Here is a 22,384-nt window from a genome sequence, read left to right as displayed (position 1 = left end):
CCCAGTATGTACGACCGGTTTTTGGCGCTGAGCTGCCGGCGTGCCTCCCCGGTTCAATGTCCGGTTCTGCGGCGATGGGGCGACGCGTGGAATGTCTCGAATCCACCCCACCCCGGCTATTCCCGGCGTGATCCCCAGGCGCCCCTGCGAAGGTCTTGTGTGGATGGCTCCCGCGTTGCAAGTGGCGATTTGAAGTTTGGCGGCTGGTCGGGTGCAGTCTTGTGTCCGGCCTGTTGGTGCGGCCGTTTTCCTGACCGCTGGCCCTGATGGTATCCGCGAGCTGGGTGCCACTCTGCTTCGCAGGCTATGATGCCTCGGACTTTCGGCGGCGTGCCCCTGCTCCCGGTCTGACCGGTGCGCCATCACATCTCTTCGTCCTCGCAACCTCGTTGAGCTGGTCTCCTGGTTAGCGTCTCATGCCGCAGCCAAAGTCGGCCGCCGATACGTGCCTCCGCGGGTCATGATCGCCCACGCGACGCGCGCGGTCCGGTTGGCGGCGGCGACTGTGACGACGCGCGCCGGTCGACGCTGCAGCATGGCAGGGATGCGCGGATCCACTGATGCAGGCGCCGTCCTGGCGCGCCTGATCAGCGATGTCATGCCAACGACGAGCAGCCGGCGCAGGTAGCGATCTCCCATGCGCGAGATCCGGCCCATTCGCTGCTTTCCACCGCTGGAGTTTTGCAGCGGCGTCAGCCCCAGAGATGCAGCAAACTGACGACCCGATCGGAAGCGCTCGGGCTCCGTGACCGAAGCGGCGAGCGCGGTCGCCGAGATGATCCCGACGCCAGGGATCGTCGCAAGCCGCTGCGACAGCTCGTTGGACCGATGCCACGCGAGCAGTTCCTTCTCGAGTGCCGCCAGTTGCACCTGCAGATTGCCGATCTGCTGCGCCAAGCCGGTGACCACCCGCTGGGCCAGCTCCGGCACGTCGGGTGCGCGGCCGTCGACCAGCCGCTTCGCGAGCTCGAGCGCATGGTGCAGCCCTCGCGCCATCTCGATCCCGAACTCCGCGAGCAAACCACGGATCATATTGACGAGCTGCGTGCGCTGCTTGACCAGCAGATCGCGAGTTCGGTGCAGCGCCAGCGCCGCCTGCTGCTCAGGCGACTTCACTGGCACAAACCGCATCGTCGGCCGCGTCACCGCCTCGCAGATCGCCTCCGCATCATTGGCGTCGGTCTTGCCGCGCTTCACATACGGCTTCACGTAAGCCGGCGGCATCAGTCGCACGTCGTGGCCGAGCCTGGTCAGTTCTCGCGCCCAGTGATGCGATGTGCCGCATGCCTCGATCCCGACCCGGCACGGCGGCAGCTTTGTGAAGAACGGCAGCACTTGCGACCGCCGGAGCGCTTTCCGGACGACCGTCTCGCCAGCGGTGCTGATCGCGTGAACCTGAAAGATGCTCTTGGCCAGATCGAGGCCGATCGTGCTAATCTCCATCGCGGATGGCTCCTCTCGTGAGTGGACGCTTCGACAGCAACCACAATTTGGCACTCAGATGCCGGGAGCGGGAGCCATCCACCCCATCTGCTTCCGCGCGGCACCCCGACGTTCGTCGCAGCCATGCGCCAGATGACACGGTGGACCGGGTCCGACCCATAGACGACATTCATGTGAGGCGGCACACCCAAGCTATGAGCGACAACATCGAACGAGTGAACCAGGATGCTGAGACGCTTCTGACCGAGCATGAACTCGTCCAGCTTCTGCGATCCCGGAACGGAAACCCGACACTCCTGACGACATGGAACGGTGAACGGATGCGGATCCACGAGATAGAAGAGGCGCCGTGGCTGGATCCTGCGTTAGCCGAGTGGGCGCATTTCGCGGAGATGGGCGGAATTCCGATCTCAGCGGACGACCGTTATCACTTCTACTCGACTGAGATCATCCGGATTGAAGATGTGGCGAGCGGCGCCGCTCTCTTCACCCGCCTCTGAGCTCAAACAAGGTCCGCTCGCCACCCGATTAGGCTGTCACCGCTGGCGAAGAACGAGGCGGTCGCCAAGTTTCTACCAGCGAGATAGCGTCTCAATCCTACCCGAGCCGGCTGCCCGAGCCGGCGCAGGAGGCCGCGGCGGCGAACGTCCGATTTCGCGCCGTAGGCCGACGGTCGTGTTCCATCCCGATGGATCAGACTGCTACATCCGCCTGCGACCCATTGCAGTGATTGACTCAGCCAATCATCGATGTGCCATTCTGCGAGCTAATCTTCACCCTTCACCGCGCTTGGACACCCTTCAAAAGGCTACAAGCTGCGCAACCCGCCCTGAATTTCGATCAGGCTCGGCTGATCCTCGTTCCGGCGGGTGGACTGCCGATCGCCGTTGACCCGGCGCACGTGTTGGAATCTCGACACAAAGGAACCACAATGTGAGAAGGAAGCAATGAAGATGCGGTCTACATTTGCTGTATTGCTACTTTCGACGGCCGCTTGCTCCGAACCAGCTGCTCCCCGACTGCTGAGGAACGAAAAGACACGTGAAGCGGCGCGGGTCTGCGGCTTTTATAAGGACGCGGTCGCTATAGGTTCGATCGAATCCGAACACCGACCCACGATGGTTGTTCACGCGCCAGACGCTGAAAGCCGGCCTGAGTCGTGGCGCTGCCTACAAGAATGGGGAGTGAAAAACGGGTACGGGATCGCTTACCGAGTTGAGTTCAACTGAAAAGCAACGGGATCGCATGCCATCGATCCGAAACCTAATCGCGAGCGTCCTCTCTTGAGAAGCTCGCTGCCCTCGATCAACCGGCTTTCGCGCTGAGTTGCCGGCTAGGATTCGCAGCTGCATGTCCGCTTCTGCGATAATGCCGGGTTGAGCGCAATGTCGCGTTTCCACCCTCTCCGGCTGTTCCGGTCGGGAGTGGGCGCAGGTGAGGCCTACGTCCGCTTACGCGCGGCAGCCTTACTTCTCGCGGCGTCGTGCGCCACCTCGGGCTTGTCGACCGGCTGCAACCCTCAGTGGACACGTGGGGAGGCTAGACGAGGTCTACTCCACGCTCCTAGGCTGCCGCTATGATCGATTTCATCCTCTCTTCCGTCGCGGCCGTTGCATCTGCCGGGACTGGTCAGCAGATCGAGCATACCTCGGAAACACTGTTCTGCCGTCAAGAGGTGCGGGAGCGGCCAAACGGAGCTTGGTTCCTGGCAGCGTTGGAAGTGGATAAGTTGCACCGCCCGGTGCGCCGATCAATAACGTTACTTGGCGATCAATATCGCGCCAGCTGGGTCTACTCAGAAGAACAGTTCCGATCTGACCAGCCCATGGCAGCCCTGGAAATTGGCTCGATAGCGTTGCCGCGCAATGTGCGGTTTCCCGTAACCGCAACAATCCGCTTCGGCGGCACCATCGTGTGGACCAAGCAGATTTCACGTGCGACCCACACGGTCATAAAGAGGGATGCTCCGCTGGCCGGCTCTGCACGTATAGGACAACCCGGGATCGAGATCGACACGGGCACTGCGCAGATCCCATCTCTCTTCGGAGAGACCGATGCCCAGGTCATCGTAGTGGAAGCAGACGGTGCCGTGGGCGCGAGACAGGTGTTGGCTGTTCCGGACTGGGTGAGCAGCGAACGACGTCTTTCGGAGGCGTTTGTCGCGCTGGAAGGGGATCGGGCGGCCGGCAGATGCCGCGCCACCGTCACCGTCACGATCGTCGACTAAGCAAACTCAACGCCGACTGTCCCGCGTCGCGACCTGCTGCGGGCAGCGACGAACGTCCGCCTTCCACCCGAGTCTGCTGTTTCCACCCAGGAGCGGCGCCGGTAACGGCTACGTCCGCTTCCGCGAGGCAGCCTGACCTTCCGCGCCGGGGTGCCTCACGTCCGGACGGTGGACCGGGTCCGACCCAAGGCGGACATTAGGCGGATCGAGAACGAGGCCTAGTGATCGAACCGCTGCACGTAGGCCTTCTTCTCAACCGGACACCAATTGAGCGTGTACTCAGAGTAGACAGGCGGGTCCGCAAAAGGGTCGCCGCCGTACGTGGCTCCTCCCTCACACGCGCTCATAGGCCACCATTCCGGCACCGGCCATCCGCGCGCTTTCACGGTATGACCATCAAACTGGGACGGCTTCAACCCCTTCATGCCCATGATCCGCTCGACCGCCTGCGACGTCGTAGAAATGGCTACGTACGTTTGCGCGCTGTCCCCAAGGGCAATGTGCTCCGCATGCAGAACCTGCGCTTCGGTTTCGATTAGGCCGGGGACTACTCCAGCTCCCTCGAACTTGCTCAACTCCTCATGATGCGTTCCAAACATCTGCACACAGCCGTAAAGCATGATCAGCAGCCAGCTGACCGCGAATACCTTTGCCGCTCTCGCAGCTCTGGGAACGCTTTCCTGGGGCCCGGCCTCTGGGGCTTTGATGGGCAGCCAAGCGGCCACGGCAGCGATGACTCCCGAGAGAATGGTCGCGATGACTGCGTTGGTCATGAAGCCAAAGAGATAGGTCAACGATCCCATCGTGAAGTGAATTCCCAGCCCGGTGCGATCTTGGCATTTGCTAATTCATTGCCTGCCAGACTGTCAGCAGCCCGAGCACCAGAAAAAGTGGGCTGTAGAGCCGCGTATCGTACTTTGCCCACCGGGTGGTCCGCAGACCCTTGAAGAGGCCGACATAGCGATTGGGTATCACGGCTCTAGCCACGAACGCCGCGCCCACCGACAGCAACACGAAGCGAACCAGAGCTTGCGGCAGCGGCAGGTGCAGATGCCCGGCCCGCGTGAGTAGGAGCAACGCAAAGCAGACCAGGCATAGGGCGACACCGCCTGCGGCGGGGCGCCACCAAGGCAGGCGATGAGCCATGACAGGTGTGCCGTCGGGCAGCTGTGGCAGAGACACCGAGTACCCGAGATGCCCTCCCAGTGCCCAATGGACGTGGAAAGCAGCAGCGAATAAGACGATTGCGAGCGCGGCGGCGAGGATCATGGCGCATTCCTGCCTTCTCGGGGGCACTCCCCACAAGAGGCCTAGTCAAGCTTGTAAGGACTATGTCTTCTTTCCACCCGGTTCAGCTGTTCCGACGACGATCGACGCCGTAGCCGGCGAACGTCGGCTTTTGCGCTGCAGCGAGACGTGGACCGCAAATTCTGCGGATCCCGTGTAAAATCGCGTCTGGTATCGCGTTGCCCAATGGATCGAAGATCACTTATGCGGTGTCGGACCGCCTGCGCAAGAGTTGCCGCCATCTGCCCCGAGACTAAACGTCAACCTTCCACCCTCCGCGGCGGTTCCGAGGCGATCGCACCTCGCGGCGGCGAGAGTCCGATTGCGCGCGCTAGGCGACCATCGCGTGTCACCGAGGTTGTGCCGGCTCCTACGGCGAGCTGCGACCAATCCAACCCGTTCGTTGGTACCGGCCCGAACGTCCGCTGGCGACAAAGCCGGTCACTACGCGGCGAATGTCAGCTTCTGCTAGGGGAGCTGACGTTTGTGCTGAGATGCGCTCTCCATCCCTGCTACAGCGTGGTTCGACCCATCCCGGACATTGGGCGAACGGCTGAAATAGCCCGTTGACCCTCGTGCTTTCGGCCCCTCGTTTGCTCGCATGCCAGCAGCCGCGGCCGAGCATGAGCCGTCGCAATCCGTCCTGAATCTTTTGCGGACGTTTCGGAATTAGGCCCAAGATCTTTCGGGCGCCGGCCCATGCAACCTCCCTAACTGCCGGCCCTGATCGGCACCCCAGCGGAGCAGCGTGGTGGATGCCTTCACGTCCAGATCTCGCAGCTCTCGCTGAGCGTCGAGCCTGAGTCGGCGACTGTCGGGGTCCAATCCCGCGCGCAGGAGTTCCGTATCGAGGGACCTCCACGCCCGTTGCAGGGCAAGGCTGCGGCCGTCGGCATACTCCTCTGCTGCATGATGCAGGGCACGCTGGACGAAGGAGGAGTCGGGTGGCGCATTGTCAGGATAGTCTCGGTGGATGGCTGCGAGCCATCCCAGCGTCGATACCGCCGAGACCGGAGTTGTCGGAGGCCGTCGCTCGCCCTCATCCGACAGAATTTGGCTAGGCGGCAGACCCATCCGCTCGCGGAGATATGCGCAGGCCGCCCCGCAAAACACGATCCTCGTCTCCTCCTCCGAAAGTGCCGCGAGATAGTGATGCACCGTTCCGGTGGCAGAGAAACTGTCGGTGTAGGCGATATATCCCGTGCCGCGCCGCGGCCCAGCGTCGACCGGGTCAAACCGGCCGCTTTCCTCCCAGCGCAACGATTGCCTCGCCGGCAGAGCTGCTGGCTGCGACAAACGCCGGAACCGTGCGACCAGCCGCAGTAAGAACATCGCGCACAAACCCGCTGCTGCTACACCGAGCAGTGTTTGGAGCCTGCCTCCGGTCGTGTCGACGTAGCCGGCCCAAACGAGAAGAACTATGCCCAGCGATGTGGCCAGAACGCCCGTCGTGAATCGACTCAGAAGCAAATCCGTTAGGGTCATGTTGTACGCTATAGGCGCTACACGCGGTGAATGTTCGCTTTCCGCGCCCGGTTCAGCTGTTCACGCCAACGCCAGCTGCCGAGGCCGCGAATGGCCGGTCTTTCGCAGCAGCCTGACGTCGGCCCCGTTGCGGGCCCAGATCGGGACGGTCGACCAGCTCCGACCCAATGCGGACGTTCGCCTCCGACCAAGGCGAGCCGGCTGATAAGACTTTTCTCTATGGTCAACCGGGGAGGGCCAGATCGGCCGCGAAACAGGTGGACACGTCATCTTCGATCGCCGTGCGGTCTCCAATGCGCCATAGGCTGACAATCGCGTGTGGTCCGAAGCGTCCGCCGTCCTACAGCGCGCATCGACCCTACCCGGCTGTTCCCGGCGCGATCGCCAGGCGACCGGGCGAAGGTCCGCTTCCGCGGGGCGCCCTGACGTTCGCCCCCGGTCTGCGCCATGTGGGGACCTAGGACGCGCTCCGACCCATATCCGCCCCATTGCGAACTCCCAGCGCGCGCGGCAATCTGGAGCGATGATGCCGCTAGTCTTGCTATGGGTTGCATTTGACTGCTCCGGTCTAGGCTCGCAGCCGAGCGCCGCTCCTTCGAAGGAGGATGAGGCGTATGCTATAACGGAGGCCGCTCTGGATGATGCGGATGATGCGATCGCCGCGGATCTCGGTTATCGCTGGCACGTGGTTGCTCCTGACAGTAGCGTTCGCTTCGGCATAGCCGCGCCAAACGAGTTCGACATCCAAATCGCGTGCACGAACCGCGAGTTGGTCCTTATTTCTCCTGAACGCAGCGACGGCCGTGTCGGAGATGCGGTCACTGCGCTGCTGCCGGATGGCAGCAGACTTCGTGGAAGTGTCGAGCAGCTCCCCTTCGGCATCGGCAAAGTCGCGCGACTCTCAGCAGACGATGCGCGTGCGCGAACGCTCGCAAGCGATGGCCGTATTCGGATCGAGAGCGAGAGGACCGTGCACTCGGTCTCCACTCGTGGTGGCGCAGCTTTGGTGAACGCGCTCGTTGAGAACTGCCGCTAGACAGGAGGGCCGAAACCCTCCCCTGCTGTTCCCGGCGCAATCGCCAAGCAGCCTGCAAGGGTCCGCTTTCGCGCGACAGCGTGAACTTCGGGGTCGGGGTGCCTCACGTCGAAACGGTGGGCGGGTCCGACCCATTGCTGACTTTCGCCGGCCTGCAACCTGCCACCAAGTCATCAGCTTCATAGCGAGGGACAGGATCATCGCCTTCCTTCGGTTCACGACCGAAGGTCTGCTACCCACTGCACCATACTGAGAAGGGGCACAAAATGACCCTTGAGCCATCGCTTGTGCTGCCCAGTATCGTAGCCTGCAAGCCGCATTTGTATCTGCTCAGCCGCTTTGCAGAGCGGGTCTTCCTTCGAGTTCTTCGAGCTCCGCACCGCCGTGGTCATATTGTGAACGGCATCGATCCGAACGAACATTTTTACGCACGTCGGCCAATCATCCGTGAACTCGGCACCCGTCGCTGTGAATCGCGCGTCTCGCTGCTCGATCCGGGGAACGTGGACATAGCCGTCATCAACGAGCGCTGAGGCCATGACGCACGAACCGCGCTCTCTCCAGCACTCGATTTGGACAGCAGCAGGAACTAACGCCTCTCCCCCATCGGTGCGCTGCCACCTGCCCGATGCCGTTACGAGTGAGCCGTCGGGGCTTCGATACTGATTGGCCATGCTCACCGCTATTTTCGGAGGTCCGTTGGATGCCAAAACCGCCACTTCGCGTGCTGCCTCGAACGCGAACAGCGTGCCGAAAAAGGCTACCTTCCACCAGTTCATCTTACCCCCTGCCCTTGCGGCTCCGCTATTCTGGCACGCTGACCGGTCTGCGCAAGGAGCGTATGCGTGCAGATGTCCAGCGATGGGGACAGCCTTGGCGGCTAGAACACCGGCAATGAGGAAACCCATTCCCGCTCATTCCCGAACTCGGCATTCCAATTGAGTTTAATGTGAGCCGTGCCGGAATGACGTAGAGAAGCTCATGCCCGCTTCCAACACCTCATTTATCCCCCCCAACGAGGGCTTCTGTCGAGGCAGATGGCGTTTATGGCGGGCTCGTCACGGCCAAGCTCGAGGCTCGCTCTAGGTTCCCGTGAGCAGCCGAAGGCTTAACGGGCTAGGTCCGATATCCGCCCTGCCCTGCCATTCCCGCGGCGATCGCCAGGCGATCCGGCGAAGGTCCGATTGCACGCGGCAACCTGCCGTTCGTCGCCGCCTTGCGCCATGTGGGGACCTAGGACGTGCTCCGACCCGAAGCTGACATAGCGAACGCGGCGCGGACAGCAGGAAGCGCCCGACTAGCGGACATTCGGATGGTCACGTATCTGTGGGCAATGAGACCGCGCTGGACATGGATCGCAGCTCTTCTAACCAGCGCTTGTACGGGCGGCGAAGTTTCGACACCCGAACGCATCAACATCGAAGTTACCGGTTCACCAGAGTGCCTGTCGACAGCGTATGCCACCCTCGGCGATCACGGGGTTGGTGCTGCCACCGAGCCTGTTTGGGAGCGGGGCATAGGCAAGATGGAATTCGGGCCAATCGAGATCCACAGAGCGCCCGAAGTGCGGAGCTGGCTAAGCGCGGCGGCTTGTGTGCAAGCCGTACGCCAGCGCCCCTGCTCCACGCAGTTGACGGATGTAGATTTCTGCAACGCTCCCAAACGTTCCGGCTGATGTCCGCGTCGCACCAGCTCCCGCTATAGCCGCCAAGTCCGAGTTCCGCCCGATTTCGATGTTCCCGCCGGCGATCCAGGCCGCGCCCGCGAAGGTCCGCTCTCGCGCGGTGGCCAGCCATTGGCTCCGCCACGTGATCAGATCGGGACGTTGGACCGGATCGACCCTTTCACAACATTGCGCTGGGGTTTGGATTGTCTGGAGGCCCCAGAAACGTCGTTGTCGGTCATGCCGCATCAGACTAACCTGGTGATAAGGATCTTGATCGCAGTAGGGACTCTGATTGCGAAAGCTATCTGTAGAAGGGCTAGCCCTCACGGTGACGCTACTGGCCGCCAGCGAGGGCATGGCGACAGCTTCACGGAATAGCTGTGTTCGAGTTATTCAAGCGTGGCACGAAGCCATCGATTGCCAGGTCACGGAGCAGGTCGAGAGCCTGACCTGGTCAAACGGCTTCAGCAATCCGAAGAGATTGCCGTGGTCCGAGGTCCGCCTGAACGGAGCTTGTCCGAAGTACGTTTCAGAGCTTCGGGATTGGCGCGTCTCTCCTGAGCGCAACCGTCGTCAGGTCGTCCGCGTGCGGGTTCGTTCCTGGCATGTCGATGCTGATGGCCGGGCCACCGGCTTGGCCATGACCGAGCGGCCGAAATACACGTGTGAACGTCGTAGCGGGCAGTGGCGGATATTTTCCAAAGAGTAGGGTCGCGGCGCGAGATCAAGCCCTGCTTTGCGCCAACGGACGCCGCAACCGCTATGTCGTTTCTCCACCCGATTCAGCTCTTCCGGTTGGAAGCCGGCGCCAGCGCGAGCTACGTCCGGTTTTGCGACGTGCGCTGACGATCGTGCCGCCACGGGCACTATCAGTCACCACAGCGCGGCTCGACCCATTGCAAACGTGAGCGGCGGTATGCGAACGAGCTAGAATGCACACCATCGTAATCGACTGCACTGATGTCCGAAGCGCTGAGGAGTTTTGGCAGCGGTACCTTGACGCAGCAAAGCCCGAGGGAGCGGCATTCTTCGGGCGAAACCTGAATGCTTTCTGGGACGCGGTCGAGGGCGCCGGTCCGGGCTGGCCAGGCGACGCGAGGCTTGCCTTCACAAACACGACGCACCTTGAACCTGCTCTGTTGGAAGGTCTGCGAAGCATCGCCCACGAAGCAACGCACACGCGGATTGATGTGACTTAAGTCTGCTTTCCACCCGATTCAGCTGTTCTGGTTCGCAGCCGGAACCGGCCAAGGCTACGTCCGCTTTCGCCAGGCGGGCTGACGATCGCCAGGATCCGGAGCGTCCGGGCTGCTACAGCGCGGATCGACCCTTTCCAGACCTTCGATAATCGCCATAGAACCCGTCCGGGCTGAAGATGGGAGGCGACACAGTGACAGAGGGTACCGGAGTCGGGATCGATCGCTATCTCGGACCCGGAACAAAGGTGCGTCGCGATGCCTACTTCAACGACGACGCACATATGACGTCCGAGTTCGGGGTTGTCGTTCATTGCTGGCTTGATGACGAGATCGGCATGTACGATTGCTACGTCGCCTTCTTCGGTGACGAGCTGCCAACCGGAAAGCCAATCGAGACGCCGTACGTTCTCAGGTATGCGGCAGTTGGGCTGGCGGACCTCGATGAATGATCGCTTTTCTCAACGTCCGTCTCCCACCCTGCCCCGCTGTTGCCGGCGCGATCGCAGGCCGCGGCGGCGAACGTCCGGTTGCGCGCGACGGGCCGACGTTCGTGCCTAATCGGGATTGCCCGAGCTCCTACGGCCGCCCGCGACCCGTTGCGGACCTTCGCAGTGAAGCGGGAGAGTAGAACGCGTCCGATTGCGGGATGATCGGCGCTCTCCGCCGGTCCGCCTTACCGCCGTGCGTATGGGGAGACCGAACGGGAAAGAGGAACTGCGTCGGTCCCTGAATCTGAGTCGCCTCCGAAGCGACAGGCGCGTCTCTCCTGCTGATCCCTTCACCGCGCCATCGTCGGGACTTCGCACCATCCGCACGTCCCCAGCTCGTGAGGTGCGCCACCCGTCTTGCTCGCCGCCGGCGCGAGGTCGCTTTCACCCTCCTCTGCCATGGCCGTCTAACGGCCGGCTCGGCAACCAATGTACCGTCCCGCCCGAAAGCGTCACGTCGGCGCCGAGCTGGGTCAGTTTAATCACCAACCCAAGCACGCGCCGTTGCTGTTTGCAGAGGGCCGCAATAATGATTTTGTGATGTTGCAAGTGGCACTACTTCTCTTCGCCGCGGCGAGCTCTTCCCAACCTCCCTCGTCACAGGAGGTTCAAGATGGATCGCGCGCTTCGATGGACCGCCTCGACGAGTGCTTGATCGCGTCGGCCGAGAAACTCAGCTCTGCCGGGAGTGCGTGGGAGGAGAGGTACCAAGCTTATCTTGATAGTTGCGCGAACCAGCGGAGGCGTGCTGTCGCGCATGGGCTTCGCTATGCCTGGCAGGAGATCCAACCCCGGAACGAGGAAGAGCGGAGATCGGCCCTGCGCCGGGTGTTACACCGGGTGGACGACCGGTTTCACATCGTGGCAGTTAAGTATCTCGAGCCTGGCCCCTACCTCGATTGATGGCCGGACCCTGGCAAAGTCCGCATTCCATCCACTTCAGCTGCCCACGCCGGCGCGGGAGGCCGCGGCCGCGAACGTCCGCCTTCACCAGGCAGGCTGACGATCGCTCCGCTACGGGCGAAAGCTCGGCGCTACAGCGCGGATCGACCCGAAGCGGACCTACAGGCTATTTGCGCTTCCGCATAACGGTAAGCGCCTCATCGACTTGCCAGCGGCCGTCCTTCTTCACCAGCCGGGCAACCTGATAGGCATTGCGGCTCCAATAACGGACAGTGAACTTGCAAGTGACCGTCGGCAGATCGCCGGGAAGGGCGTCACCGCAGATCACGTCGCGAACGTCCTTGATGCGCTCGCTATGGACGAGCGTGACGCTGTTCGGGTCTTCTTCGGCGAATTGGGCGGAGGCTGCAGCAACGAATGCGTTGTCACGCTCCCGCAAGGCAGAGATTAGCGCGTCGTCACTGGGGCACAGGTCGGCAGATGCGCAACGTGACATACCAATCAAAAGCATGGCGAGCATCGGTCATCTCCGTAAAACTCCATCAGCAGATTGGCAGAGGCAATTTCCGCCTTCCACCCGAGTCAGCTGTCCCCCGGAAGCAGCCGCGCCGGCAACGGCTATGTCTGCTTCCGCGAGGTAGGCCGACCATGGCGCCGCCACCAGCGGGATCAGAGCGCTACAGCCGCCTGCGACCCGTTGCGGACATTGGCATCGAGCGTTTAGTTTAGACCGATGGGGTGGTGGGTTAAGCGGATCGCGTTGAGGACCGGCGAGGTTGTCAACGAGCATGAGCTGCGAGAAGACGAAAACCGATTTCCCGGACCTGTGCCAGTCGTAGGCGACATTACCGTATGCGACAGTGGCCACGCGCGAAGATGGGCGCTGCGGCTACGACTGGAATGGCGCAGGTGTTGAACTTGAAGGCATCGCCAGCTTAGCCAAAGAGTGGGACCGGGGTCACGAGGCTGCAATGCTATTCCGCTTCGATAATCCGCAGGAAACTTGCGTCAAGGCCGCCTACGCGGCGCTCAAGCGAGCAGGGTTCGTTCGGGTCTGGATTGTCTCCACTCCGACGCCCAAAGCGACCGATCCGGTTTTGATCCCTAGCGCTCGATGACTGCTGAATTTCGCCTTTCCACCCTGCCCGGCTGTTCCCGGTCCGATCGCGAGGCGCCCCTGCAAAGGTCCGCTTCCGCGCGGCACCCTGACGTTCGCCAGCGGCGTGCTCCATGTAGGTGCCTACGACGTGCTCCGCCCCTTAGCCGCCGCTGGCGTTCGAGCCCCTCCCTCTCGGGAGGCAGCCGGGCTTAAGCTCTTGTGAGCCAATGCGGCCCTAGGAGTAAGCAAGCTGCAGTGGGCACCGCGTCGCCGGGTAGAGTTGAGGAGTTGATCCGTGAACAGGGGCTTCGACTGTATGCAGGCTTCGCGAACGCGATCGCTTATCCTCACTGGCTTCCTCGTTGGCGCAGGTTGGCCAGCGATGGCGGCGGGGCTCGCAGGAGGGCCGCCCGGCTCTGATGACGTTCCACGTTCTGACGTTCTTCCAATCGCTGTCGGGACTGTCCACGAGAGCGCTCATCCCAAAGCCACCGTTCGGATCGAACAGGATTGTCCCGACTGTCCCCAGCTGTCGCGGATCGAGATACCAGAGAGCGTGGGCACGAGGGCGAGGGTCCTCACTGTCGGCAGGTTCGAGGTGACATGGAAGGAATATCTGAAGTCCGTTGATGACGCTTCCTGCCCCATTCCCTCGCTGCTCGACGGGACGAAGGTTGATCCGCGCGACCCCCGTCTGCGCGATCGCGTGGCCGTGACCGGCATGGGGTACAAGGGGGCCGAATGCTACGTGCAATGGCTGAGCAGGCGCACGGGAAAGGTCTATCGGCTTCCGACTGTAGAGGAATGGGAGTTTGCAGCCCGCGGCGGCGCCGCATCGCGCTACCCGTGGGGAGATGCCTTGGGCTTCAACAATGCCTTGGTCGGCACGGCGTTCGACATGCTCAGGTATCCGATGATCGACGTTTACGATCAGCGGATGCCCAGTAACATTCGCGTTACCGGTCTCCTCTCGCCGAACCGGTTCGGGCTCCACGACGTGGTCGGAAATGCGTTCGAGCTGACCTCGACCGCCGTGGTGCTCCCGGTCGAGGAGTGCTGGCCGGGAGAAACCCCTCCCTGCCATCGGTTGATCATTAAGAGCGGCCCACTCGAGGACGATGCCCCCCTCTCGCAAACCTTCTACATGAAAGCGACGATGGCCAACGCTAATACCGGATTTCGGGTCGTACGGGACGAAGCGAAGTGACTTAGCAAAGGTCCGCCAACCACCCTCTCCAGCCGATCGCCCTGACGCCAATCGGGCGTTGGATCCGCGGCAGGAAAGCCGACCTTCGCCAGTGCGGCCGCTGTTGGTCCGGCTCCGACCCATTCCAGACCTTCAACTATGCTACTAAGACCGATGAGCCGCGGCGAATTAGCGCTCGTCAGCTGGCGACGAACGACGGGAGATGGATGGACTCTCGCCCGAGAGCTTGCAGCGAGCAGTGAGCGTTCTTGCCTGCGCCGCACGCATGAGAATGCCCATTCCGCTCAGGGGATCGCTTCCCTTCATTGTGAGGTGAAGAGTCCCTTTGTGGACCGGAGCCGGCTCAACACCTTCGGGACAGTGCGGTGGCTCCGGACGGTAGGGGACCGGGTAGTCAATTGTCTCTGCAACTGAGAGTTCAAGCCGAACGCCTTTGACATACGCAGCCTTCGCCACGGCTTCGGCCAGATCCTTCCGGTCAGATCCAACGAACATGACTTGAAACCCGGCGAGGGTTGGCGGCAGCGCCTCAGCAGGCGCTGCTGCCAATCCTTTTGCGTGAGCTTCCAGCGCGGGCGCGTACAGGGGCGTCCCCTCATAGATCCACTGCATGGTGTACCGTGCGCTCCACAGCGCCTCCCGATCGGCCCTGCCAGCAGCGGAAGCAGCCGGCGCGGCGGTTAATATGTTCTCCGCTTGCCTGATCAGCGCCGTGCCTTCAGTAAGTCGGTCAGCGGCCAGCATCACCGCGCCCGCTTCCGAGTTCAGACGAGCCCTGTACCGCGGAGAGAGCGAAGTGTCTGGTCGCGTGAGCTGGAGGTCAGTCAGCCGCGCGGCGCAAACCACGTCGTCCTTCCAAACCGCTTCGAGCACCACGCTCTGAATGCGCCCCTCACGCAGGCTCTCGTCAGCGCCGAGAAGCGCGACCGCTTCGTCGCATTGAGCGACATGAACCAGGATCTCGCCCAAGGTCTGTGTCGCGACCACCCTGTCCTGGAGCGCTGCCTGATGATGAAGAGACCGCGCTTCTATGGCGATCCAAGCTGCTAAGTCCGGTTCCTGACCCGGAGACAATCCCAAGGTGGCTAGCGCCGCCACCACAAGAGCCACTTGCATTGGATTATTCCCGCGCTGCACCCACAGCAATTGCATGCCACGGATCGTCGACTGCCGCCAGCCAACTCGGACCAATGTGCGTCCATGTCCCAATGTTTGTCACACCGCCCCCGCACGTCAATGATCGCTGTCCACCCTGCCCGGCTGTTCCCGCCGGCAACTGACGCCCGTCCGCGAACGTCCGCTCTCGCGCGGCAGCCCGACGCTCGCCGCCGGCGCGCGCCGGTTCGGGACGTTGGACCGGGTCCGACCCATTGCTGACATTCGGGCGCTATGGCAGCAGAGTGAATGACCGAGACGTGTGCCGGTCATCGATAAGTGGATGGAGACGCCGTAGTGGGCCCGACGAGGTTCTTCCTGACGCTGTTGCTCGCCTGGCTGCTCTTCTATGTCGTCGTCCCATTCGTGCTGATCTGCAGAAGTCGGGTCCTGAGTGCGGGATTGGTGCAACTGATCGGCGCACTCTTGCCGGTCATCTGGCACGCAGTGTTCTGGGAAGACGAGACCGGTACGTTCGGCCTGCTCGTCATCACGCTGCTCCCCTTGCCGATCGGCGTCATCGCGTACGGAACGATTGCGGGCCTCTCACGCGCTTCCGCGCGCACGCTTCGCTTTTTCCGGGAGAGGCGCGGCCTATGACTCCGCCCGAACCAATGTCGCATTCCACCCGATTCAGCTGTTCCTGACCGTGATCGGCGCTGCCGCGGCGAAGGTCGGCTTGCGCGTCGCGACCTGACGTTGGCAGCGCCAAGGTGCTGGATGCAGTGGTGGAGGCCCTGCGCCGCTGAGCGGACATTGAGGAAGGGGCGATGCGCTGGCATGAAGCCGCTTGGGCAGGCTGCTGGGCAACCATGAGGAGAACGAGCTTTGAGGACGCAATTTCTAGGTCCAATGAGCGGTTTTCTTTGCCTCCTCGGATGCACTGGCTCGAGCCCTGTCATCCAGGCGAAAGCGGGAAGATTGACCCAGGCGCAGGCTGACGCGATCACCGTGAGATGTGGTGCCCCAAGGGATACAGCAAAGATCGAAGGCGGACGTCTGTTTATCCAACCGGCAAATGGCAATGCGACCACTGCCTGCGTGGTGAAAGCGTTGGCCGCAACCGGAGAAACTGACCTCAGCACCGTCGGGAACAAAGCGTACGTGACACCTGCCCAATCGGAGCTACCGGTCCGTCGGTTCAACTAAGCTGATCTACAAACACGTTGCGGGCACCCACGTCGTATCTTCCGCCGCCGGCACGGTCAGGTGCTCGCCAGCGGTGGAATGTCGCGTTTCCACCCGATTCAGCTGTTCCGGTCCGGAGCCGGCGCCGGCCCGGGCTACGTCCGCTTTCGCCAAGCGGGCTGACGATCGCGCCGCCACCGGCAGGATCACGGCGCTACAGCGCGGACCGACCCTTTCCTGACTCTTAACCTGCAGTCAGATACTCCCTTCTGACCGCAAAGGGACGCGAGCAAATGAACACCTACCTACTCGAGATTGCTTTGCGATCCGCGATGGCCATGGCGCTTGTGGGATGCTCACAACCAGGCCCTCAAAACAGCGCATCAATGACTGAGACCGTGCGGATTTTGGTGGGCCCGGACCCTGCTCGGACAAAGCGCCCGGACCGCCGCTTCAGGATGGAAGTGCCTCGTGCGTATCTGCCAAGGCAAATTCGCTCGAGCACTCCGGCGGCGGCGAAGATGACGCATCTTCCCTTTGTTGCGCGCACCACCGATTTCCAGCCCGCCAGCGACGGGAAGCGGACGCGCCAGGCGTGTCCTCAGGCACAGTCGGTTGGGCGCCCGCCGGGTTCGTTAGAAGTCGGGTGGATGGCCGGGTCCTGAATTCGTTCTCGCAATACTCACGTCTCGATGGACACCATCATGGGCTGGAAGTCCGGCGGGTCGACGCGGGTCAATGGGATCCGGGTAGGCTTTACGTATCACTCGCGCCCGACCTCGACGTCATGATCGAATGCAGGTCGATGTCTCAAGAAGAGGCCCGCTTCTGTCAGGCATGGATGCAGACGACAGACGGTCCACTCGTGCAACTGGAGATCCGCGAAACCGACTTGCCGCGATGGAAGGCCATCCTGAAAGGTGCCGAACGGCTCTTACAAAGCTGGGCTGTGTGAGCCATCTTTGATGGCGCAAGATTGGGAACGATCTTGAGTTGGAGCCCGTCTACGCGCAGCTGGTGAGGCTTGCAGGCGGCTGCTGAAGCAATGTCGCGTTTCCACCCCACCCGGCTGTTCCGGGCACGGTCAAATGTCGCGGCGCGAACGTCCGGTTTCGCCGACCAGGCTGACAATCCGACGCCGGGGCTGGGATCGTCGCTGCGACGCGCTCCGACCCTTGGATGCCGTGGGCTATAGCCGGATTTCCTGCACCGGTCCGCCGAGCTCGGCCTCCCATGTTTGCGCCATGTTCAGCACGTCTTCGAACGGTTCATCCGCGTGCGATGTCGTGCATAGAAATCGGTCTGGCTCAGATCCGTCATCGACGACAATCTCGTCCATGATGTCCTCAAGCCGGGGCGGCCGGGACCTGCGATCGCGAGCAAAGACACGCCGTCCCGGAGGCATCGCTCCACAAAGCCGTCCAGCAACGCCTCGTCGAACAGGGAGAATGGAGGATCAGCTTTCGAGCGAGCTTCATGGAAACGAGGCTATCCCCTTGAATGTCGCATTTCCACCCGAGTCTGCTGTTACCGGCTCGCTCGCGAGCCGCGGCGGCGAACGTCCGGTTGCGCGCGACAGGCCGACGTTCGCGCTTGGTCGCGACGGATCGGCCTCTACAGCCGCCTGCGACCCAAAGCTGACGTCCGGATTCTTCAGTCAACTGGCGGTTTGAAGCGGATCTGCCCAGTCGATGGTCCAGCCAGGAGAAGGCTCCACCTGAGTGAGGACATGGATTCTGCCGTCAATGTCGCCGATCGTGAAGTGCCGGTAGCTCTTCCGATCGCCGATCAACCTCTCCTCCGGGAATGATCGAAGCCAGCGTGACCCGCGAACCTCAAGGAGAGGGAAGACATACCCGCTCCACCGCTCGCTTTCGCACTGAGGCGCAGTAGCGTTGGGCAGGATGTTCCAGGGATCACGGAACTCCTCAAACGCCATAAACGCAGCGGCCGAGTGGAAGATGATAATCAAGTCCCGAGGCTCATTGCCATCGATCTTGGAGTATGCGGCTCGAACGGTGACAAGTCCGGGGCCACCAGAGAAGCTGAGGTCTCCGCAAGGGCTCTCCGGGATGTCCGGCAGAGGTTTCCATTTCTTCAGTACATCGCCAGGGGCATCGCTTCGCATCAGCGCTCCATGCTCCTGATCTCTGCGGAACGGAAGGGAGGCTAACCACCCACTCCTGTCGATTGCCCTCCATCCGGCATAACGACCGGTCCGCGGCCGAAAGTCGACCCTTCGCACCAGCATGCCGCCCAGTCCAGCTTCGACCCGTTGCAGTCCCTAGCCTCATCGTTCAGACTGGCCCGATGATAGTCATACCCCGCGACATGTCCGCCGAATTGGAAACCGGCCGCAGGCAGGCGCGCCGGGGCTTCTCCGCATCCTTCATGTCGAACACCAAATGGCGGGTCTTCTTCTCAGCCCTGCATTCAATTGATCCTCCGATCCGGCAGCTGGTGGTGAAGCTTATCGGCGCCGAAAAAGAGCAGCGGACTGGCCTCCCCCTGCTTTATCCGCCCCATCCCTTCGCGAGCTGTTTCGAGCTAGGCGGCCCCTTCCCGCTCATTGAGCTGGAGTGGGTCGAAGTGCCCGACATCGCCCTGGTTGAACGACCGAGCCATGTCCCAGCGAAGCGTCTACCGCAGGATGTCGACGCGGTCCGCGTCAAAGGGCGGGGCGGCGTGACTGCCGCCCGAGCCTTCAATAACCGATGCGGACGCAATTGCGCCCGCAAAAGCCACGCTCCGCACCCAGGGCCACAGCTACGGTGAAAGCCGTGTAAGTGCAATCGGGTGGAGAAAACGCTTCTGATAGCAGCACCCACAGAAACGCTGCTCCCCCGATGACGCCAAGCGCCTTTCTGCGGCCTTTGTGACCGGCCACGCGCTCCCAGTCAGCTAGCAAGTCCGCATACTCTTCCGTGGTAATGAGCTTACCACCGCTTTTGCAGGAAGGGTAAAAGAGAAAGCCACCATCCACCCGCGTGAACTGCTTTTCAAAAGCAGACTTAGAATCAAACATCTGTGTCATACCCCGCCCACCAGCATGACGAGATGAATGTCTCGAATCCACCCTGCCCTGCCATTCCCGCGGCGATCGCCAGGCGATCCGGCGAAGGTCCGATTGCACGCGGCAACCTGCCGTTCGTCGCCGCCTTGCGCCATGTGGGGACCTAGGACGTGCTCCGACCCATTTAGGACTTAGCAGCACCCCTGGATATCAGGCGCCCCACTACCGTGTTCGTCCTCGCGTACCAAGCCGGGCGCGTCGCTTCATTGTATGGGTGCAAAGTGGCCTACCGTGATCTGCTGGATCAGGAACCGCTGGCTTGGCTCCCACCCCATGATGACTTCCATCGGCGCGCGCTGAGCTCCCTGGGGTCTCTCTGCATTGCGCCATAGGTGCCCGCGTACGCGGACCCGATCCCAGCGCTCGCCATGATAGGTCTTTGGCATAAAACTGGTGCGAAGCGCGTTACGTTGTTCAAGCCAGAAAGGCGCGGCCGCTTCCCAATCTGCTTCCGTCACATTGCCTTGAATATCGAACCGGACACGATGGCCAAAGCCGGCGCGCGTCTCCGGACTAAGATCAGAGGCATTCGCAAAACCCATGGTCCGAAGCGCGTTCATGGCCTGTGCCGCGGCTATAAAATCTCCGGAAAGTGCGGTGCAGGCGGCGAGGATCGCAACGTCGTTCCGGTGCTGGTCCGGATTAAGAACCTTGCAGGGCGGGAGCAACTCGAGCGCGCGCCGGGCAATCTCAAGCGCGAACGTCTGAACCAGGCCGTCTTCGCACGCATTCTGCACCGCGCGCCTCACAACGGAGCCCCTCGGCCCGTCAGACACCTCGGCCGTGTACACCCAGCTGTGCATGCACAAGCCAGGCTCCACGTTCGAGCGTGGAACCAGCACACGATCAAAATGGCGCGCGGCGGCAGTCAATCGATTGCAATCCGGGAGCGGAACATCGGCAGTGAGCAGCTGCGCGTTCACCTCGGGCGAACGCGGAACCCTAACTTCTAGCCGGATGTCTCGCCCTGGAGCACGAACGAGGCTGACGAGCGCGAGGTCATTGCCATAACCGTCAACGTAGAAGACCCGCATGACCTGCTCGCCACGGCTAGCAAGCTCGTCGATCGACTCCACCTCGTACAACCCGCGCTGCCGCTCCTGTTGGTCCGTTGTGCAGCGGTCGACACCTCGGTCGTCTCGACAATTGCGGTCAACCTGAGGCTGCACAATTGACGCTGCGCCAAGCAGCCCAAGGATGATGGTTGGGAGCACCGAGCTTCTTCCTCCGACGACACACCCACGGGACCATCATCGGGACCCTTTGTCCATAGCTTGGGCACGCTCAGCCTGGGCTAAGCCCGGTTTACCGGAAACTGGGATCGGATTTGCGCAAGCGGCGGCAACCCACGTGTAGGCAGAACGGAATGTCGCGTATCCACCCCAACCAGCTGTTCCTGGTGCGATCGCCAGACGTGCCTGCGGAGGTCCGCTTCCGCGCGCCACCCTGCCTTTCGCCGCCGGCGTGCCGAAGGTGAGGGCCTAGGACGTGCTTCGACCCTTTCACGACATCATTGATGAGCTAAGTCGGTCAGATGAAAGATCGATACTGTGGGCTTCCTGTGCAGGTCGCCCTGCCCGTTTATGCGGGTCAGGTCCTTTTTGATTGGTCGACCGATGGTGCTGCGGATGCGCTCGGCAACTTTCCATTGCGTGCTGGATTGATCGTCGCGATTGCGCTTGCATGGTCGCTGGTTCGAAAGCGCCAGAAAGAAAAAAGCAGAGGCTCTACTGATTGGCGCGAGCCGCCTATGGCAGCTATCGACCGTCCCCGGCTGTTCCCGGCGCGATTGCGGTCACGGCAGCGAACGTTCGCTTTCGTCAAGGAGGCCGACGAGCGCTCTGTTCCGGACGAGGCCTTCGCGCTGAAGCGATCCCACCCTGCGCGGACCCTATACCGAGCGCCAATAGCGCATCAAACCGTACGCACCGCCGCCAATTAGAAGCAGGCCACCGCAGATCCTCAGCACGCCCCAAAGCTCGTCGAGTGAGCCGCTCCCGACTGCGAGTAGACCAAGACTCGCAGTGAGGAGAGCTATGACGCAAGCTGCATTGTGTCGTTGGAAGTCAGGGTCACCGCTATAAGCCATTCCGAACTGTAATCGGCCCAATGTCGTATTTCCACCCGATTCGGCTGTTGCCGGCGCGATCGCGAGCCGCGACGGCGAACGTCCGGTTGCGCGCGACAGGCCGACGTTCGCACCTGGCCGACATCGCCCGGGCTCCTACAGCCGCCTGCGACCCAAACCGGACATTCCAGAGCCGGCCCGGTCGTGCTCAAACGTAGATGATGCAGTGTCCTCGGATTGTATACGCCATTGTGGAAGCATTAGGATGATGGTCATGTTGATTGTATCGAGCTACGCGCTTGCGTTCGCCGCCATTCACCAGCACGGCTCTTCGGGGGTACTTCGAGATCAGAAGTTTGGTTGTGTCGAGCTTTCGGGCGCCTTCTGCATCAGGCAAATTGCGTCTGTAGGACCCGAGAGGGTTCTAGCGAACGGAGACATCGATGTTGAGCTCACGACGGACCGCTTGGGCTTGCCCGAGAACAGCCGGCTTCGATACAGCTCATCCTGCAGGTCCGGGAGAGCGAAAAGTCCTCATCTTACAGGATACAGCTCGTATGTGGTGATCGATGGGAAAGTGCATCAGGGAATCTCATTCAGCTTGAACGATGACCTGAAGTGCCGCCTCACGCTGACATCTCCGGTGGTAGGAAACACAAATCTGCCTTTAGCGCTCGCCACGGGCAGCATTTCAGTGTGCACCGACGACGGGTGCGGATTCCTGCTGAACGGCTACATACCGGATCGGCTGAATGACCTCCTTCATCCGTCAAGCGGCCCCGTTCGCAAACGCGAATAACTCGTCGGCCGCGGAATGTTGGTGATCGGTTGGGCGAATGCCGGCTCCCCGGTCCGATCGTGGGGCGGCGCCGAGAATGCCAGCGCTCTCGCGGCGGCTTGACTCTCCACCTCCGGGCTCG

Annotated in this window: 21 protein-coding genes; 12 read left to right on the top strand and 9 right to left on the bottom strand. The window is 62.0% G+C overall.

All coding sequences use genetic code 11. From position 1 onward, the window contains the following. Nucleotides 1–414: 414 nt before the first annotated feature. Nucleotides 415–1,443 (bottom strand): IS110 family transposase, encoded by a 1,029-nt coding sequence (locus tag ETR14_RS22125; RefSeq protein WP_129389066.1) that lies wholly within the window; start codon nt 1,441–1,443, stop codon nt 415–417. Nucleotides 1,444–1,637: 194 nt separating this feature from the next. Between ETR14_RS22125 and ETR14_RS22120 the strand changes: the two genes are divergently transcribed. Then, on the top strand, nt 1,638–1,943 hold the full coding sequence (locus ETR14_RS22120; protein ID WP_129389063.1) for a hypothetical protein: 306 nt from the start codon (nt 1,638–1,640) through the stop codon (nt 1,941–1,943). 1,076 nt (nt 1,944–3,019) lie between these two features. Then, nucleotides 3,020–3,670: a hypothetical protein gene (locus ETR14_RS22115; RefSeq protein ID WP_129389060.1), complete on the top strand. Its 651-nt coding sequence runs from the start codon at nt 3,020–3,022 to the stop codon at nt 3,668–3,670. 218 nt (nt 3,671–3,888) lie between these two features. On the opposite strand, the gene ETR14_RS22110 is transcribed toward ETR14_RS22115, so the two are convergent. From ETR14_RS22110 to ETR14_RS22100, 3 genes are all read right to left on the bottom strand, one after another. Next, the gene (locus ETR14_RS22110) at nt 3,889–4,464 is read right to left on the bottom strand and encodes a hypothetical protein (RefSeq protein WP_129389057.1); all 576 of its coding nucleotides are present in this window, start codon (nt 4,462–4,464) and stop codon (nt 3,889–3,891) included. Nucleotides 4,465–4,513: 49 nt separating this feature from the next. Then, the gene (locus ETR14_RS22105; protein ID WP_129389054.1) at nt 4,514–4,939 is read right to left on the bottom strand and encodes a DUF3995 domain-containing protein; all 426 of its coding nucleotides are present in this window, start codon (nt 4,937–4,939) and stop codon (nt 4,514–4,516) included. Nucleotides 4,940–5,626: 687 nt separating this feature from the next. After that, the gene (locus ETR14_RS22100; protein WP_129389051.1) at nt 5,627–6,442 is read right to left on the bottom strand and encodes a hypothetical protein; all 816 of its coding nucleotides are present in this window, start codon (nt 6,440–6,442) and stop codon (nt 5,627–5,629) included. A gap of 523 nt (nt 6,443–6,965) precedes the next feature. Here ETR14_RS22100 and ETR14_RS22095 point away from each other — a divergent pair. The 5 genes from ETR14_RS22095 to ETR14_RS22075 all read left to right on the top strand — a co-directional run bounded on the left by ETR14_RS22095 (nt 6,966) and on the right by ETR14_RS22075 (nt 10,792). Continuing rightward, on the top strand, nt 6,966–7,478 hold the full coding sequence (locus tag ETR14_RS22095; RefSeq protein ID WP_129389048.1) for a hypothetical protein: 513 nt from the start codon (nt 6,966–6,968) through the stop codon (nt 7,476–7,478). Nucleotides 7,479–7,744: 266 nt separating this feature from the next. Then, nucleotides 7,745–8,011 carry a hypothetical protein gene (locus ETR14_RS22090; protein ID WP_129389045.1) on the top strand — a complete coding sequence of 89 codons (267 nt, stop codon included), beginning with the start codon at nt 7,745–7,747 and terminating at the stop codon, nt 8,009–8,011. A gap of 1,461 nt (nt 8,012–9,472) precedes the next feature. After that, nucleotides 9,473–9,853 carry a hypothetical protein gene (locus ETR14_RS22085; RefSeq protein ID WP_129389042.1) on the top strand — a complete coding sequence of 127 codons (381 nt, stop codon included), beginning with the start codon at nt 9,473–9,475 and terminating at the stop codon, nt 9,851–9,853. A 223-nt stretch (nt 9,854–10,076) separates the two neighbouring features. Next, nucleotides 10,077–10,343 carry a barstar family protein gene (locus tag ETR14_RS29790; protein ID WP_129389039.1) on the top strand — a complete coding sequence of 89 codons (267 nt, stop codon included), beginning with the start codon at nt 10,077–10,079 and terminating at the stop codon, nt 10,341–10,343. Between the two features lie 191 nt (nt 10,344–10,534). Further along, nucleotides 10,535–10,792 (top strand): hypothetical protein, encoded by a 258-nt coding sequence (locus ETR14_RS22075; protein WP_243455637.1) that lies wholly within the window; start codon nt 10,535–10,537, stop codon nt 10,790–10,792. A 1,108-nt stretch (nt 10,793–11,900) separates the two neighbouring features. Here the strand turns inward: ETR14_RS22075 and ETR14_RS22070 are convergent. Then, nucleotides 11,901–12,254: a hypothetical protein gene (locus tag ETR14_RS22070; protein WP_129389034.1), complete on the bottom strand. Its 354-nt coding sequence runs from the start codon at nt 12,252–12,254 to the stop codon at nt 11,901–11,903. A gap of 340 nt (nt 12,255–12,594) precedes the next feature. On the opposite strand from ETR14_RS22070, the gene ETR14_RS22065 reads away from it, so the two are divergent. Together ETR14_RS22065 and ETR14_RS22060 are read left to right on the top strand one after the other, a co-directional pair. Further along, nucleotides 12,595–12,852, top strand: coding sequence for a hypothetical protein (locus ETR14_RS22065; RefSeq protein WP_129389031.1), 258 nt, complete (start codon nt 12,595–12,597; stop codon nt 12,850–12,852). 297 nt (nt 12,853–13,149) lie between these two features. Beyond that, nucleotides 13,150–14,040: a formylglycine-generating enzyme family protein gene (locus tag ETR14_RS22060; protein ID WP_371416830.1), complete on the top strand. Its 891-nt coding sequence runs from the start codon at nt 13,150–13,152 to the stop codon at nt 14,038–14,040. 168 nt (nt 14,041–14,208) lie between these two features. On the opposite strand, the gene ETR14_RS22055 is transcribed toward ETR14_RS22060, so the two are convergent. After that, on the bottom strand, nt 14,209–15,192 hold the full coding sequence (locus ETR14_RS22055; RefSeq protein WP_129389025.1) for a hypothetical protein: 984 nt from the start codon (nt 15,190–15,192) through the stop codon (nt 14,209–14,211). Nucleotides 15,193–15,492: 300 nt separating this feature from the next. On the opposite strand from ETR14_RS22055, the gene ETR14_RS22050 reads away from it, so the two are divergent. Further along, nucleotides 15,493–15,795: a hypothetical protein gene (locus ETR14_RS22050; protein WP_129389023.1), complete on the top strand. Its 303-nt coding sequence runs from the start codon at nt 15,493–15,495 to the stop codon at nt 15,793–15,795. A gap of 1,717 nt (nt 15,796–17,512) precedes the next feature. Here the strand turns inward: ETR14_RS22050 and ETR14_RS22045 are convergent. Both ETR14_RS22045 and ETR14_RS22040 read right to left on the bottom strand, forming a co-directional pair. Then, entirely contained in the window at nt 17,513–17,662 is a 150-nt protein-coding gene (locus ETR14_RS22045; RefSeq protein ID WP_243455636.1) for a hypothetical protein, read from the bottom strand. A gap of 318 nt (nt 17,663–17,980) precedes the next feature. Then, nucleotides 17,981–18,451: a hypothetical protein gene (locus ETR14_RS22040; RefSeq protein WP_129389020.1), complete on the bottom strand. Its 471-nt coding sequence runs from the start codon at nt 18,449–18,451 to the stop codon at nt 17,981–17,983. Nucleotides 18,452–18,654: 203 nt separating this feature from the next. Here ETR14_RS22040 and ETR14_RS28570 point away from each other — a divergent pair, with 203 nt between their 5' ends. Then, nucleotides 18,655–19,098, top strand: a complete 444-nt coding sequence (locus ETR14_RS28570; RefSeq protein ID WP_165356570.1) for a hypothetical protein — start codon at nt 18,655–18,657, stop codon at nt 19,096–19,098. Between the two features lie 501 nt (nt 19,099–19,599). On the opposite strand, the gene ETR14_RS22030 is transcribed toward ETR14_RS28570, so the two are convergent. Next, a complete protein-coding gene (locus ETR14_RS22030; protein WP_129389014.1) occupies nt 19,600–20,610 on the bottom strand; it encodes a hypothetical protein in 1,011 nt (336 codons plus the stop codon). 320 nt (nt 20,611–20,930) lie between these two features. Here ETR14_RS22030 and ETR14_RS22025 point away from each other — a divergent pair, with 320 nt between their 5' ends. Further along, nucleotides 20,931–21,338, top strand: coding sequence for a hypothetical protein (locus ETR14_RS22025; protein ID WP_129389011.1), 408 nt, complete (start codon nt 20,931–20,933; stop codon nt 21,336–21,338). The last annotated feature ends 1,046 nt before the right edge of the window (nt 21,339–22,384 follow it).

The organism is Sphingosinicella sp. BN140058, from assembly GCF_004135585.1.
In the GTDB taxonomy this organism is placed as follows: domain Bacteria; phylum Pseudomonadota; class Alphaproteobacteria; order Sphingomonadales; family Sphingomonadaceae; genus Allosphingosinicella.
Note: the sequence above shows the minus strand (reverse complement) of the source record. Positions and strands in the feature narration are given on the sequence as shown.

Excerpts from the sequence above, each read along its gene's own strand:
- ETR14_RS22125 (WP_129389066.1), bottom strand. The coding sequence starts at position 1,443 with ATGGAGATTAGCACGATCGGCCTCGATCTGGCCAAGAGCATCTTTCAG.
- ETR14_RS22120 (WP_129389063.1), top strand. The coding sequence starts at position 1,638 with ATGAGCGACAACATCGAACGAGTGAACCAGGATGCTGAGACGCTTCTG.
- ETR14_RS22115 (WP_129389060.1), top strand. The coding sequence starts at position 3,020 with ATGATCGATTTCATCCTCTCTTCCGTCGCGGCCGTTGCATCTGCCGGG.
- ETR14_RS22105 (WP_129389054.1), bottom strand. The coding sequence starts at position 4,939 with ATGATCCTCGCCGCCGCGCTCGCAATCGTCTTATTCGCTGCTGCTTTC.
- ETR14_RS22100 (WP_129389051.1), bottom strand. The coding sequence starts at position 6,442 with ATGACCCTAACGGATTTGCTTCTGAGTCGATTCACGACGGGCGTTCTG.
- ETR14_RS22095 (WP_129389048.1), top strand. The coding sequence starts at position 6,966 with ATGATGCCGCTAGTCTTGCTATGGGTTGCATTTGACTGCTCCGGTCTA.
- ETR14_RS22090 (WP_129389045.1), top strand. The coding sequence starts at position 7,745 with ATGACCCTTGAGCCATCGCTTGTGCTGCCCAGTATCGTAGCCTGCAAG.
- ETR14_RS29790 (WP_129389039.1), top strand. The coding sequence starts at position 10,077 with ATGCACACCATCGTAATCGACTGCACTGATGTCCGAAGCGCTGAGGAG.
- ETR14_RS22070 (WP_129389034.1), bottom strand. The coding sequence starts at position 12,254 with ATGCTCGCCATGCTTTTGATTGGTATGTCACGTTGCGCATCTGCCGAC.
- ETR14_RS22060 (WP_371416830.1), top strand. The coding sequence starts at position 13,150 with ATGCAGGCTTCGCGAACGCGATCGCTTATCCTCACTGGCTTCCTCGTT.
- ETR14_RS22055 (WP_129389025.1), bottom strand. The coding sequence starts at position 15,192 with ATGCAATTGCTGTGGGTGCAGCGCGGGAATAATCCAATGCAAGTGGCT.
- ETR14_RS22045 (WP_243455636.1), bottom strand. The coding sequence starts at position 17,662 with ATGGACGAGATTGTCGTCGATGACGGATCTGAGCCAGACCGATTTCTA.
- ETR14_RS22040 (WP_129389020.1), bottom strand. The coding sequence starts at position 18,451 with ATGCGAAGCGATGCCCCTGGCGATGTACTGAAGAAATGGAAACCTCTG.
- ETR14_RS28570 (WP_165356570.1), top strand. The coding sequence starts at position 18,655 with ATGTCCGCCGAATTGGAAACCGGCCGCAGGCAGGCGCGCCGGGGCTTC.
- ETR14_RS22025 (WP_129389011.1), top strand. The coding sequence starts at position 20,931 with ATGAAAGATCGATACTGTGGGCTTCCTGTGCAGGTCGCCCTGCCCGTT.